The sequence below is a fragment of the Pantoea cypripedii genome (assembly GCF_002095535.1).
Lineage (GTDB): Bacteria > Pseudomonadota > Gammaproteobacteria > Enterobacterales > Enterobacteriaceae > Pantoea > Pantoea cypripedii.
This window is the reverse complement of sequence record NZ_MLJI01000002.1, coordinates 1,069,682-1,081,850: the sequence shown is the minus strand read 5'-3', so window position 1 is coordinate 1,081,850 and position 12,169 is coordinate 1,069,682. Positions and strand designations below refer to the sequence as shown.

Annotated in this window: 12 protein-coding genes; 6 read left to right on the top strand and 6 right to left on the bottom strand. The window is 54.7% G+C overall.

Going from position 1 to position 12,169, the window contains the following annotated elements; translation table 11 throughout:
* Positions 1 to 24: 24 nt before the first annotated feature.
* Genes HA50_RS26260 through HA50_RS26245 form a run of 4 tightly spaced genes read right to left on the bottom strand, consistent with a single transcriptional unit; the run spans position 25 to position 2,878 of the window.
* On the bottom strand, positions 25 to 771 hold the full coding sequence (locus HA50_RS26260) for an anti-sigma factor family protein (RefSeq protein ID WP_084879718.1): 747 nt from the start codon (positions 769 to 771) through the stop codon (positions 25 to 27).
* On the bottom strand, positions 768 to 1,277 hold the full coding sequence (locus tag HA50_RS26255; protein WP_084879717.1) for an RNA polymerase sigma factor: 510 nt from the start codon (positions 1,275 to 1,277) through the stop codon (positions 768 to 770). The genes HA50_RS26260 and HA50_RS26255 overlap by 4 nt, the downstream gene beginning before the upstream one ends.
* A gap of 9 nt (positions 1,278 to 1,286) precedes the next feature.
* Positions 1,287 to 1,826 carry a cytochrome b gene (locus HA50_RS26250; RefSeq protein WP_084879716.1) on the bottom strand — a complete coding sequence of 180 codons (540 nt, stop codon included), beginning with the start codon at positions 1,824 to 1,826 and terminating at the stop codon, positions 1,287 to 1,289.
* Positions 1,823 to 2,878, bottom strand: a complete 1,056-nt coding sequence (locus HA50_RS26245; RefSeq protein WP_084879715.1) for a catalase family peroxidase — start codon at positions 2,876 to 2,878, stop codon at positions 1,823 to 1,825. The genes HA50_RS26250 and HA50_RS26245 overlap by 4 nt, the downstream gene beginning before the upstream one ends.
* Before the next feature lie 187 nt (positions 2,879 to 3,065).
* On the opposite strand from HA50_RS26245, the gene HA50_RS26240 reads away from it, so the two are divergent.
* Both HA50_RS26240 and HA50_RS26235 read left to right on the top strand, forming a co-directional pair.
* Positions 3,066 to 3,917, top strand: coding sequence for an aldo/keto reductase (locus tag HA50_RS26240; protein ID WP_084879714.1), 852 nt, complete (start codon positions 3,066 to 3,068; stop codon positions 3,915 to 3,917).
* A gap of 40 nt (positions 3,918 to 3,957) precedes the next feature.
* Positions 3,958 to 4,947, top strand: coding sequence for an aldo/keto reductase (locus HA50_RS26235; protein ID WP_084879713.1), 990 nt, complete (start codon positions 3,958 to 3,960; stop codon positions 4,945 to 4,947).
* 50 nt (positions 4,948 to 4,997) lie between these two features.
* Here HA50_RS26235 and HA50_RS26230 read toward each other — a convergent pair whose 3' ends face one another.
* Positions 4,998 to 5,741: an SDR family oxidoreductase gene (locus HA50_RS26230; RefSeq protein ID WP_084879712.1), complete on the bottom strand. Its 744-nt coding sequence runs from the start codon at positions 5,739 to 5,741 to the stop codon at positions 4,998 to 5,000.
* A gap of 111 nt (positions 5,742 to 5,852) precedes the next feature.
* Between HA50_RS26230 and HA50_RS26225 the strand changes: the two genes are divergently transcribed.
* Positions 5,853 to 6,761, top strand: coding sequence for a LysR family transcriptional regulator (locus tag HA50_RS26225; protein ID WP_084879711.1), 909 nt, complete (start codon positions 5,853 to 5,855; stop codon positions 6,759 to 6,761).
* Here the strand turns inward: HA50_RS26225 and HA50_RS26220 are convergent, their stop codons facing one another.
* Positions 6,762 to 7,571: an XdhC family protein gene (locus tag HA50_RS26220; protein ID WP_244193681.1), complete on the bottom strand. Its 810-nt coding sequence runs from the start codon at positions 7,569 to 7,571 to the stop codon at positions 6,762 to 6,764. It lies immediately after the preceding gene.
* Positions 7,572 to 8,178: 607 nt separating this feature from the next.
* Here HA50_RS26220 and HA50_RS26215 point away from each other — a divergent pair.
* The 3 genes from HA50_RS26215 to HA50_RS26205 are packed head-to-tail and all read left to right on the top strand — an operon-like array spanning position 8,179 to position 12,160.
* Positions 8,179 to 10,374, top strand: a complete 2,196-nt coding sequence (locus HA50_RS26215) for a xanthine dehydrogenase family protein molybdopterin-binding subunit (protein WP_084879710.1) — start codon at positions 8,179 to 8,181, stop codon at positions 10,372 to 10,374.
* Between the two features lie 11 nt (positions 10,375 to 10,385).
* Positions 10,386 to 10,859, top strand: coding sequence for a (2Fe-2S)-binding protein (locus HA50_RS26210; RefSeq protein WP_084879709.1), 474 nt, complete (start codon positions 10,386 to 10,388; stop codon positions 10,857 to 10,859).
* Entirely contained in the window at positions 10,856 to 12,160 is a 1,305-nt protein-coding gene (locus HA50_RS26205; protein WP_084879708.1) for a cytochrome c, read from the top strand. Before HA50_RS26210 ends, HA50_RS26205 begins: the two co-directional genes overlap by 4 nt.
* Positions 12,161 to 12,169: the final 9 nt, after the last annotated feature.

Below are 12,169 nucleotides of genomic sequence, written 5' to 3'. Positions count from 1 at the left end.
TCAATCAGATTGCCAGGCAATCCGCTAACTGGTCGCCAGCGATACCGCTTTGCGCAGCCCGGTCACGCCGGAAGAATTAGCAGGCGTGACCAGCGCGTAGTTGTAGTGCTGGTCGCTCCAGTATTGCGCCATCACGTCTTCGGCCTGGCGTTGCCCGTGCGGTAACTTAACCGGCTCCAGTGGCCGGATATACCAGCCGACTCGGGTGCCCTGCGGATCCTGATACATAATCAGGGCGGCTGGCCCCTGCGCCGTTGCCATCAGACGCGCCCCCACCAGCCTGAATCCAAACTGTTCAAGATTGGGGGGTGGATTACCATTGATAAAATAGCGCGCCACCCAGCTGGTCAGTTCCGCGTGCTGGCTTGCCATTACATCCATCGGCGTTTGCGTCTGATTATCGAAGATCTTGTAAGCCTGCACCGCATCTTCCATCGGTTGAGGCGCAACCGCTACCTGCGAATCCTTCAGTTGCCAGCCCGCAACGCCGCCGATGCTGACCGCCATCACCAGCATAAAAGCCATCGACAGCTGGCGCAGGCGCTGTTGCCGCATCCGACGCCGCAGATGTTGCGGATTGGGCCGATCAAAAGCCCAGGCCTGCCGACTCATTGCCTGACGTAATTGCTGTGCATCAGCCCGCCAGCCAGCAACCTGCGCCGCCGCTTCCGGATTCGCCTGCAGATAACGTTCCACTTTCTCTGCCGTTGCTTCATCCGCTTCACCATCCATCCAGGCATGGAGATCGTTTTCATCCGGTGGCAAAGTCATTTCAGTCTCCTCAGCGGTAACGGCGTCGCCTTACCTTCTAATTGCTCATGCAGCAGCTTACGCCCCCTTGAGAGCCGCGACATTACGGTCCCCAGCGGGATATCCAGCGTTTCGGCCGCCTCTTTATAGCTCAGGCCCTCGACGCTCACCAGCAATAAAACCACGCGATAATCGGTGGGTAGCGCGGCAAACACCGCCAGCGTATCGTCAGCAATCGCCATCGCCTCACTGGATTGCGCAAACATCTCCTCACCGGTAAAAAAAGTCAGCAGTTTCATATAGCGTTTGCGCCGCCGCTCACCATCAATAAATTGCCGGTAAAGGATGGAAAACAGCCAGGCGCGTAGGCTTTGTTCGCCATCATTCTGGCGCTCGCGGGTTAACGCTTTCGCCAGACAGTTTTGTACCAAATCCTCAGCACTGTGCGGGTTACGGGTCAGCCACACCGCAAATCGTTCCAGATGTGGCATCACCTGGCGGATTTCATCATCAGTTAGCTGTGACATGGATATCCTTTAGCGTCTGCGGCTGCCTGACATACTTTCAAACACCCCATCGCGCAGCACCAATGCATGGAATAACGCGGCGGCTAAGTGCATCATCACCGTGAGAAACAACACCAGCGCCACCGCCGTATGGAGAGGACGAAGTATGGCATACCAGTCATTATCCACCGGCAGAATCGCTGGCAAAATCACGCCACCGCCTAACGAAACCGGGTAACCCGCCGCTGACAGCATCGCCCAGCCAATCAATGGCTGAATCAGCATCAGCGCATACAACACCCAGTGCGACAGATGCGCGATACCACGCTGCCAGGCAGGGATCGAGGACGGTAACGCAGGCGTAGCAGTATAAAAGCGTAGCCACAGGCGCACAAACACCAGTACCAGAATCATCACCCCCAGCGGTTTATGTATCGCCACCAGCAGGCTATGCAGTGATGACACCGTTGCCACCATCGCCACACCAATAAACAACATCGCCACAATTGCCGCCGCCATTAACCAGTGAATGATACGCAGCGCCGGGTGAAAATAGCTAACCTGTTTCATAAGTGCGTTCCCGCCTGTTGAGACTGTTCACGCGTGCGCAGATTGTAGGATTTGGCATAGGCTGCTGAGCGCGCATTGAGTAAAGGATCGTCTGATGCAGCAATGCCATCAGGAAGAATCAGCGGATCGTAATTGATGTCATTACACGGCCCCTGCTGCTGAGGAACGGCGCGCGTTAACACTAACGTACCGGCGTTGATGGTCTGGCGATCGGCAGGCCAGATCTTTGTCGCATTGCTGCCATCATCACCCGGTTGTGCCACGGTGATCACCAGATCCCATTTCAGCGGTCCCTGCCCCAGGCGTTTTGCTATATCCTCTTGCAGGAAATTTTTGTCTTCTTTATCCGCCGCGCTGATCGGCTGATATGCCGTTTGCGGCACCATGCTCCAGCGCACCAGATGCGCGTTACCCGCTTTATCAATAAAACGGAACGCATTCAGGCTATTGAAACGATCGCTGGCCCAGCTGGAAGAAGGGGTATAGCTTTTTGCCCAGGCAGCAAAAGCCTTAAATTCAGGATGCTGACTGACGAATGCCCCGACTTTTTGCGGATCAGGCTTGCCGGTGGCCGGGTCGGGCAAGGTGGCGGTTTGCAGCGCATAAAATCCTTCCGGCGTCGCCACCGGGAACAGCGGCATGGCATTCATACCCGTGCGCCATTGCTCACCGTCCGCCAGCTGAAAAGCAAGCGCCATGCTGCGTACCGGTACGGCATAATCCGGCGCGGCGGGGTTTCCGCCAGCGATGGCGAAACGTCCGGTGACCTGCGTTTCTCCCGGCGCAAAGATCGCCGCACGCGATAAGGCGCTGGCATTGCCGTTAGAGACAAAGTTACCGATCACGCAGATCCCTTTAGCATGGTTGCGGCGGTAGCCCGGATGGTCGCCACCCGCTTTTTGCAACACCGCGACCAGTTTGTCGGCCGTCAGACGTTGTGGCGTCAGCCAGCCGCCCGCCCACAGAAACAACACGATTAAAACCAGTGGAACCAGGCCAATCAGCAACAGTCGCCGTATTTTCTGGCCGGTAGAAAGTGGAGTTGGAATCATTTTTTTGCTCACCCTGCTCACATTGAGCCCATAAGACGAATGGGCAGAAGATTTATTCCCGCAGGATGAAAAAATTTTTGTCTTTGCCATTTATGAGTCAGAGTCATTAACCCTAGCGTATTTTACGGATAATTGAATAAATCAATCCGCGTTATGCTTTTCCTGAATCAACGCGAAGGAAAACATCATGCAAGCAGTAAAACTGAATAACGGAATCGACATGCCCCTGCTGGGCTTTGGCGTATTCCAGATGACCGATGCGGCAGAATGTGAACGCGCGGTTATTGATGCGATTGAAACCGGCTACCGTCTGATCGATACCGCCGCCTCGTACCAGAATGAGACTCAGGTGGGCAATGCCCTCCGACAGAGCGGTATGGCGCGTGAAGACCTGTTCATTACCACCAAGTTGTGGCTGGGCGATGCCAGTTACGCAGGGGCAAAAGCCCAGTTTGAGCGCTCACTTAATCGACTCCAACTGGACTATGTCGACCTGTATTTAATCCACCAGCCCTACGGTGACGTGCACGGTGCGTGGCGCGCCATGGAAGAATTACAGCAGGCCGGTAAAATCCGTGCGATCGGCGTCAGTAACTTCCAGCCGGATCGACTGGCTGACCTGATGGCATTCAATAACGTCGTTCCCGCCGTCAATCAGATTGAAGTTAACCCGTTCAATCAGCAATTACATGCCGTGCCCTGGATGAAAAGCCGCGGTATCCAGCCCGAAGCCTGGGCACCTTTTGCCGAAGGACGTAATGGCCTGTTTCAGCATCCGCTGCTGACTGCCATCAGTGAGAAATACGGCAAAAGCGTGGGTCAGGTGGTGCTGCGCTGGATTTTTCAGCGTGGCGTGGTTTCGCTGGCAAAAACCGTGCGCAAGTCGCGTATGGCAGAAAACATCAGCATCCTCGACTTTGCCCTCACTGAAGAAGAAATGCTGCAAATCACCGCGCTGGATAGCGCAACCAGTGCCTTCTTCTCTCATCGTGACCCGGCGATGGTGGAATGGCTGACTAAGCGCAAACTTGACGTTTAACCCGTCGTAAAGATGGGGGTTCCCCACGAGGAGTGACCTGATGCAAAAACGTATGCTCGGAAATTCTGGTCTCGAAGTATCCGCTCTGGGCCTGGGTTGTATGGGGCTCAGCCACGGTTATGGCCCGGCAACCGATACCCGGCAGGCGATTGAGCTTATCCGCGCGGCTGTTGAACGCGGCGTGACCTTTTTTGATACGGCTGAGGTTTACGGCCCTTACCTCAACGAGGAAGTGGTGGGTGAAGCGTTAAAACCCTTCCGTGACCAGGTGGTGATTGCTACCAAATTTGGTTTCACTTTTGGTGACGATAATAAGCAGCAGATCTTAAACAGCCGACCGGAACATATCAGAGAAGCCGTCGAGGGATCATTACGCCGCCTGCAAACCGACGTCATCGACCTGCTGTATCAGCATCGCGTCGATCCGGCGGTGCCCATTGAGGACGTCGCCGGTACGGTAAAAGATCTGATTCAGGAAGGTAAGGTCAAACACTTTGGTCTTTCCGAAGCGGGAGCGGCCACCATTCGCCGCGCGCATGCGGTGCAGCCGGTAGCAGCATTGCAGAGTGAGTATTCAATGTGGTGGCGCGAACCGGAGCAGGAAATCATTCCTGTTCTCGAAGAGCTGGGGATTGGCTTTGTGCCCTTTAGCCCGCTGGGTAAGGGATTCCTCACCGGAACCATCAAGGCAGGCGCGACCTTTGGCGAGAATGATTTCCGCAGCAAAGTACCGCGTTTCGCCGCAGATGCGATTGCCGCGAATGAGCAACTGGTGACGCTGTTGACCGCCTTAGCTACGGAAAACGCCGCCACCCCGGCGCAAATTGCGCTGGCATGGCTGCTGGCGCAAAAACCCTGGATCGTGCCGATTCCCGGTACCACTAAACTGCATCGACTGGCAGAGAACCTCGGTTCTGTTGATGTTTCGCTTTCAGCGGATGCCATGGAAAAAATTACCCAGGCGCTGGAAACCGTAAGAATTGTCGGCGAGCGTTATCCAGCCCATTTGCAGTCACGGGTGGGCCGCTAAGGTTTATCACCTATAAAAAATGGGGCTGTTATCAGCCCCATTCTGCCCTGTCAGAAATCCTGTGACGTCGGACGCAGGACGATCTCGTTAATATCCACATCAGCCGGTTGCTCAATCGCATAAGCAATGGCGCGCGCAACGGAAGCGGCCGGGATTGCCTGCTGATAAAAATTCAGCACCGCTTCTGAACTGGACTGGTGGGATGTCCCGTATTTCAGTTCTGAATCCACAGCACCCGGTTCAATAGTGGTGGTGCGAATATCCCCACCCACTTCATGACGCAGACCATCGGAAATCGCTCTGACTGCATATTTGGTCCCGCTGTACACCGAACCGCCAGGGCTGAAGACTTTGATACCGGCCACCGAGGAGATGTTGATGAAATGACCGGACTTCTGTGCCTGGAATAAAGGCAGAGCGGCAGCCACACCGTACAGCACTCCCTTGATGTTGATATCAATCATGCTATCCCACTCCTCAACCCGCAGCTCGCTGATGGGGGAAATCGCCATCAGTCCCGCATTGTTGATCATCACGTCGACGCGACCAAAAACAGCCACCGCATGCGCAACCAGGGCATCAAGATCGGCACGGCGAGTCACATCGGTCGCCAGCGCACTGGCCTCGCCACCATCCGCCCGGATGTCTTCAACGATCGCGGTCATTTTGTCCAGGCGACGTGCACCCAGCACCACTTTTGCGCCCAGGGCTGCCAGATGACGTGCGGTTGCTTCACCCAGACCACTGCTGGCACCTGTAATCACAACGACCTTACCTTCGATACCTGCTTTCATGATGTTTTCCTGTTGTGGAGTTCATTCGACGCCTCCGATCATGCAACAACGCTTTATCTCAATATATGGAAGAGTTAGGATTTCAGAATTCACAATAATGGAATAAACCCGATGCAGAACCGCGCTGAAATGATCAGGATTTTTGTCGCCGCCGCTGACGCGCACTCTTTCCGCGAAGCCGCCAGTCGGCTGGGGATCTCACCGCAAAAAGTGACGCGTGCCATCCAGGAACTGGAATATATCCTTGGCGAACCGCTGTTTCACCGCAGCACCCGCCAGCTGCATCTGACGACATTTGGCACAGAGATCTGCCAGGAAGCCACCAAAGCCCTGAGTGAATTTGAGCGGGTTTTCACCAGGCGCAACGCCGGAGCGGTGAATGAGGTGGCAGGCCGGGTGGTGATCACCGCCCCTCTGGCGATTGGCAGGTTATACCTGACCCGGTTCCTGGATGAACTGATGACCACTCATCCACACCTGACCCTGTCGCTGCACCTGGAAGATGAGCTGACAGATGCGATTGCCGCGCAAATTGACATGGGTATCAGGGTGGGAACGGTCAGACATCAGAACTTTATCGCGAAGGTAGTCTGCCCGGTGCCTTTAGTCACCGTGTGTACGCCCGCACTTGCCAGCCGCTATCCTGGCCTTCTATCCGTGTCTGACCTTGCGCGCTGTCCGTTGTCAGTGCTGATGGATCGTAAAAGCGGCAAGCCCTGGCCGTGGGTATTTCAGCAGGGTGACATTTTTGTCCCTTCTGCACCGGTTTTTATCAGTGATGACCCGGAGACTGAGCTGGAGATGGTGCTCGCGGGCAAGGTATTTGCCCAGATGCCACGCTACCTGGCAGCAGCGCATTTACTGAGTGGGAAGTTAGTTGAGGTTTTATCTCAGGCAGCGCCGACACCGATGGAGCTGGTGATCTATCGGACACAATCAGGCCCGGTTCCTCCCCGGACCCGCATCGTTTACGACCATCTGATCGCCTGTTTTTCTGATGCAACGCTCTTTCCGCGCTGATCACTGACGTGACAATGTCACGCTGTTTTTACAGGCGACAATATCGGCCATCACCGCTAACGCGATTTCTGCCGGGGTTTTGCTGTTGATCGGCAGCCCAATGGGCGCATGGATGCGGTCAATCTCCCGGTCACTCAATCCACCGATGGTTTTCATCCTCGCCAGCCGGTTTTGGCTGTTTTTCACAGACCCCATCGCACCGATATAAAACGCGTGAGATTGCACCGCCTCCATCAGCGTCAGGTCATCGATACGCGGATCATGTGTCAGGGCCACCACCGCGCGACACGGATGTTGCGCATTTTCCTCCAGCCACTTTGCCGGGAAGACTTCCTTCAGCAAAATCTCCGCAGGTAAACGATGCTGGTAGTTTGCCAGCATCTCCGCTCGCACTTCGCAAACGACTGTCTGAAAACCCAATGCCAGTGAAAAACCGGCACAGGCCAGCGCGACCTCGGACAATCCCGCAATCACCACCTGCGGTGTGGCGGCAAGACACAGTTCCAGCCTGTCGCCCTGCTCGACCACCGTGGTGCTGCTGATATAACTCGTTTCCTCCAGGCCTGAACAGGCATCCGGGAGGCGAACAAATTTCCGCAGCGTTACCGCTCCGAGTAAGGCGGCCTCCATGCGCTCAAGGTACGAACAGGTCGCTTCACTCAGCGTCAAACGCTCTACCAGAATCGAGAGAATTCCACCGCATGGCAGCGCTTTGTCGGGTGTCAGCCCCCCATCCCCATAGATAACCTTCTGGCTGGGAGCATGAAATTGCCCGGAAGCGATACGCTGTAAAAAATTCTTCTTCCACACAGCCACCCGACAGAGAACCCACATGCTGGCCCGCGTCATTGATCACCATCATGGTCCCTGGCGCACGCGGCGATGATCCATAGGTACTGATGACCGTGCATAACCATAATGTATGCGTCGGTAACCACTTTCTGGCCTGAGCTAAAACCTCGACATCAAGACGCTGCATTTTTCTCTCACATTAGAAAACAGGATTTGATCATCATGCAAAAACAGACTTCATCCGCTGATTAAATTTAGCGTACAAATAATGCAATAGCCTGGACAGATTAAAATGCATCCTTATTTAACTAAAAATAGCCGGTCATTTTATTTTCTCCGATGCTAATAAATCCCCCCAGCAAAAGCAACTCACACGGCAACCCGTGACAAACCCACAACACCATGAACAACAAGCAATTTATTTTAACTTGTTAGCTGAACTCATAAGCACTATGAACAAATCTCAACAATGTGAGATCAGCTGATAAGTATAATCCCAAAACCCGTACAGATGTTGTGCCTGTCTCATTATTAAAACTTCAATATTAATAAACGCTGCATCCTGAAATTTTGCAAATTGTCTTTTTAATTCGCTGATGCAGTACATTTGGGAGTCCTGTGTGCAATGAAAGAGCTTAATATTGATGTCTCCAGACGCCGTTTTATCGCCGGTGCTGGTGCGTTAATTATCGGTGCCAGTTTGCCTCTAAAGAAGGCCATGGCGGCGGTCGTCAATCCTCAGCGTGAATTTGAAGCCAACGCGTTTGTGCAAATTGGCCTGGATGGCATCGTCACCGTTCTGAGTAAACATACCGAGGTCGGCCAGGGCGTTTACACTGGCATGGCAACGCTGATAGCGGAAGAACTGGATGCTGACTGGTCTCAAATCCGCGTGGTGGCCGCACCGGTCGATACCTCGGTTTATAAAAACCTGTCCCTGGGGATTCAGGGGACTGGCGGTTCCAGCTCGATCGCTAACGCCTATGAACAAATGCGTCGCATGGGTGCAGCGGCGCGCAGTTTGATGGTCTCTGCCGCAGCTAAATTGTGGAACAAACCAGCCAGTGAGATCACTATCCAGAATGGTGTGGTGATGCTACCGGGTACCGACCTTAAAGCCGGGTTTGGTGAACTGGTTGCCATCGCTGCACAGCTCACGCCTCCCGACCCCGCCTCGCTGGTGCTGAAAAAGCCCGAGCAGTTTACCTATATCGGTAAGGTCAAAGGCCCGCATCGCATCGACTCAAGAGATAAAGTCACCGGCAAAGCGATGTACTCCCAGGATATTAACAAGCCGGGAATGCTGACGGTCACCATCAAACGCCCGCCCCTGTTTGGTAGCAAGTTAGTCTCTTTTGATGATTCCCTGACGCGTCAATATCCTGGTGTGGTGGAGGTTAAAGCCACGCCGAGTGGTGTCGCTGTGTACGCCACCAGCACCTGGGCAGCCATAAAGGGGCGCGATCTGCTGAAAGCCAGCTGGGATGATACCAAAGCGGAGCACCGCAATACTGAAGAGATCTTCCAGGAATTTCGCACCACGGCCACCACGCCGGGTGTGCTGGCGCGTAAAACCGGCGATGCCCAGCAGGCATTCTCCAGCGCCGACAAAATTATCGAAGCCGAATATACCTTCCCTTATCTTGCGCATGCGCCCATGGAACCGCTCAACGGCTACATTTTTTGGGATGGCGACAGCGTCTATGCGGAGTATGGTTGCCAAATCCAGACACTGGATCAGGCCCAGCTGACCGCTGCTTTTGGCTTACCCCCGGAAAAAGTCAAAATCGAAACGATTCTGGCCGGTGGCAGCTTTGGTCGTCGTATCGATTTTGGCAACCCGAAGCTGGGTCCCGATCTCGCCGCAGACATGGCGGCAGCCGCCCTGGCTATTGGCCCTGGCAAAGGGCTGAAAGTTGTCTGGACGCGCGAAGATGACATCAGAGGCGGCTGGTATCGTCCAATGGTGTTACATAAGATGCGCGCCGCCATCCACGACAATAAAATCAGTGCCTGGACCAACACCGTCGCCGGTCATTCATTTTTCAAAGACAGTGCGTTCGATGCTGCCATCAAGAATGGCCTGGACCCGATGCTGGTCGAAGGTGCCAGTGAACCCCCTTATACCTTCGCTAACTTCCAGTGCGATGCCCATATCGTGCCTGGACACGTGCCGGTCACCTCGCTGCGTTCAGTCGGCAGTACCCACACCTGCCATGCCGTTGAGGCTTTCATTGATAAAGTGCTCGATGCGCTAGGCCAGGACCCTGTCGAAGGCAGGCTGGCCCTGATGACCGATGCTCCACGCGAAGCCGGTACCCTGCGGGCCGTTGCTAAAGCCGCTAACTGGACGGGGGCGATGGTGGGCAATAATCGTGCCCGTGGTGTCGCCGTGGCGAAAGCGTTTAATACCCGTGTGGCACAAATCGCTGAAGTTTCCATTGGTGAAAACGGCCAGCCCAGAGTGCACAAAGTCTGGTGTGCGGTGGATTGTGGCATTGCCGTCAACCCTGATGTGATCAAAGCGCAGATTGAAGGCGGCATCGGTTACGGCCTGAGTGTCGCCCTGTACGGCAATATCACCCTGAAGGAGGGTCATGTTGAGCAGTCCAACTTTAACAATTACCGTCCATTGCGCATCAATGAAATGCCCGAAATTGAGGTCATCATCATTCCGTCTGACGAAGCGCCCACCGGGGTCGGTGAATTAGGCGTTCCCCCCATTGCGCCAGCCGTAGCCAATGCGCTGGCAAAACTGGGGCGCTCAAGAGACAACCTGAGCCTTCCCCTGCATAAACCTGGCAGCACCATTGAAGTTTAAAAGAGGCAAACATGATCACTTTAACCCTGAATAACAAGACCCTGACTTTCAATGATGATCCCAACATGCCCCTGCTCTGGTACATCCGCGAAGAAGCAGGCATGACCGGCACCAAGTTTGGCTGCGGCGTCGCCATGTGCGGCGCCTGTACCGTTCATATGGATGGCAAGCCGGTTCGCTCATGCCAGACAACGATGGCCGAAGCGGCAGGTAAAAACATCACCACCATTGAATCCGTGCATGAATCGTCAGTCGGCAAAGTGGTACAGGATGTCTGGTTCGATCTGGATGTGGTGCAGTGTGGTTACTGCCAGTCGGGACAGATCATGAGCGCCACCGCGTTGCTGACAGAGAAGAAAACGCCCACCGATGCCGATATCGACGCGGCCATGAGTGGCAATGTGTGTCGCTGTGCCACCTACGTCCGCATTCGTCAGGCTATTCACGCAGCAGCGAAGAAACTGGGCGAGGCTGAACAATCATGAATATCTGGTTAAAACGAGCAGGCATCAGTGCCGGTGCCATTGTCATTTTGCTGGTAGCATTTGCGGTCTATGTTGCACTTCGGCCCGTCGGGGAGGAACCGGCCGCACCGGTATCAGGTGCTCCAGCCAACCTGCAAACGCAGGTTCAACGCGGTGAGTATCTGGCGAAAGCCGCTGACTGCGTCGCCTGCCATACGACGAAAGGCGGAGAACCTTTAGCCGGTGGGCTGGCGTTCAAAATGCCGTTTGGCACCATTTATGCCACCAATATCAGTGCTGATAAAGAGCATGGCATCGGTAACTGGAGCGACGACGAGTTCGTGAGCGCGGTACGCCAGGGGATCAGTCCGCACGGAAACTTATATCCGGCAATGCCGTATACCTCGTATACCGCGATGAGTCGTGACGACGTACTGGCTATCAAGGCGTGGCTAATGAGCCAGCCCCCTGTGGCTCAGGCCAATCGGCAAAACGACCTTGGATTTCCGTTTAACCAGCGTTGGGCGATGAAGTTCTGGAATGCGGCGTTCTTCCGCGATCAGCGTTTTGTCCCACTCGATTCATCCGATGCTGAGCTGAATCGTGGAGCCTATCTGGCAACCGCGCTGGGCCATTGTGGTGAATGCCATACCCCCAGAAACCTCGGTTTTGCCATGGACCAGGGCCATGAGTATGCAGGTGCCGAGATTCAGGGTTGGTTTGCCCCCAATATCTCGTCCAATCCTGACATCGGTCTGGGTGAATGGAGTCCCGAGCAGATTTCTCAATATCTGTCGCAAGGCCACGCCCCTGGCCGCAGCAGCGCTGCGGGCCCGATGGCGGAAGTGATCGAGAACAGTCTGCAATATCTGACACCGGAAGATAACCGGGCATTGGTGAAGTATCTGCAACACACCCAGTCCACAGACAATGGCGACGGTATCAAAGTCAATCTTCAGCCTGCGGGTGCGATGAACTCCTCGGCGTTGTTACCGGGTGATCAAAACGATAGCGCGGGCAGACAACTGTTTGCCGGTGACTGTAGTGGATGTCACCAGTGGAATGGCCCAGGCAAAGTGAACCAGCATGCTTCTCTGGCGGGCAGCACCACCGTCAACGATCCAAAGGGCCGCAGCCTGGTGCAGGTGATTCTAAAAGGCGCGCATATGAAAGTCGGTGATCAGCAGGTATTTATGCCAGACTTTGGCAATAAATATTCCGACGCAGAAGTGGCGTCGGTTGCCAACTTCGTCATTGGTCACTTTGGTGGTAAACAAGGTGAAGTCACCGCTGATCAGGTCAAGCAGCAAAGAGATAAGTAAACATCAGGC

What these genes read in the sequence shown, in the direction of transcription:
- HA50_RS26250 (WP_084879716.1), bottom strand. Translation starts at nt 1,826, where the DNA reads ATGAAACAGGTTAGCTATTTTCACCCGGCGCTGCGTATCATTCACTGG.
- HA50_RS26215 (WP_084879710.1), top strand. Translation starts at nt 8,179, where the DNA reads ATGAAAGAGCTTAATATTGATGTCTCCAGACGCCGTTTTATCGCCGGT.
- HA50_RS26240 (WP_084879714.1), top strand. Translation starts at nt 3,066, where the DNA reads ATGCAAGCAGTAAAACTGAATAACGGAATCGACATGCCCCTGCTGGGC.
- HA50_RS26225 (WP_084879711.1), top strand. Translation starts at nt 5,853, where the DNA reads ATGCAGAACCGCGCTGAAATGATCAGGATTTTTGTCGCCGCCGCTGAC.
- HA50_RS26235 (WP_084879713.1), top strand. Translation starts at nt 3,958, where the DNA reads ATGCAAAAACGTATGCTCGGAAATTCTGGTCTCGAAGTATCCGCTCTG.
- HA50_RS26210 (WP_084879709.1), top strand. Translation starts at nt 10,386, where the DNA reads ATGATCACTTTAACCCTGAATAACAAGACCCTGACTTTCAATGATGAT.
- HA50_RS26260 (WP_084879718.1), bottom strand. Translation starts at nt 771, where the DNA reads ATGACTTTGCCACCGGATGAAAACGATCTCCATGCCTGGATGGATGGT.
- HA50_RS26255 (WP_084879717.1), bottom strand. Translation starts at nt 1,277, where the DNA reads ATGTCACAGCTAACTGATGATGAAATCCGCCAGGTGATGCCACATCTG.
- HA50_RS26245 (WP_084879715.1), bottom strand. Translation starts at nt 2,878, where the DNA reads ATGATTCCAACTCCACTTTCTACCGGCCAGAAAATACGGCGACTGTTG.
- HA50_RS26230 (WP_084879712.1), bottom strand. Translation starts at nt 5,741, where the DNA reads ATGAAAGCAGGTATCGAAGGTAAGGTCGTTGTGATTACAGGTGCCAGC.
- HA50_RS26205 (WP_084879708.1), top strand. Translation starts at nt 10,856, where the DNA reads ATGAATATCTGGTTAAAACGAGCAGGCATCAGTGCCGGTGCCATTGTC.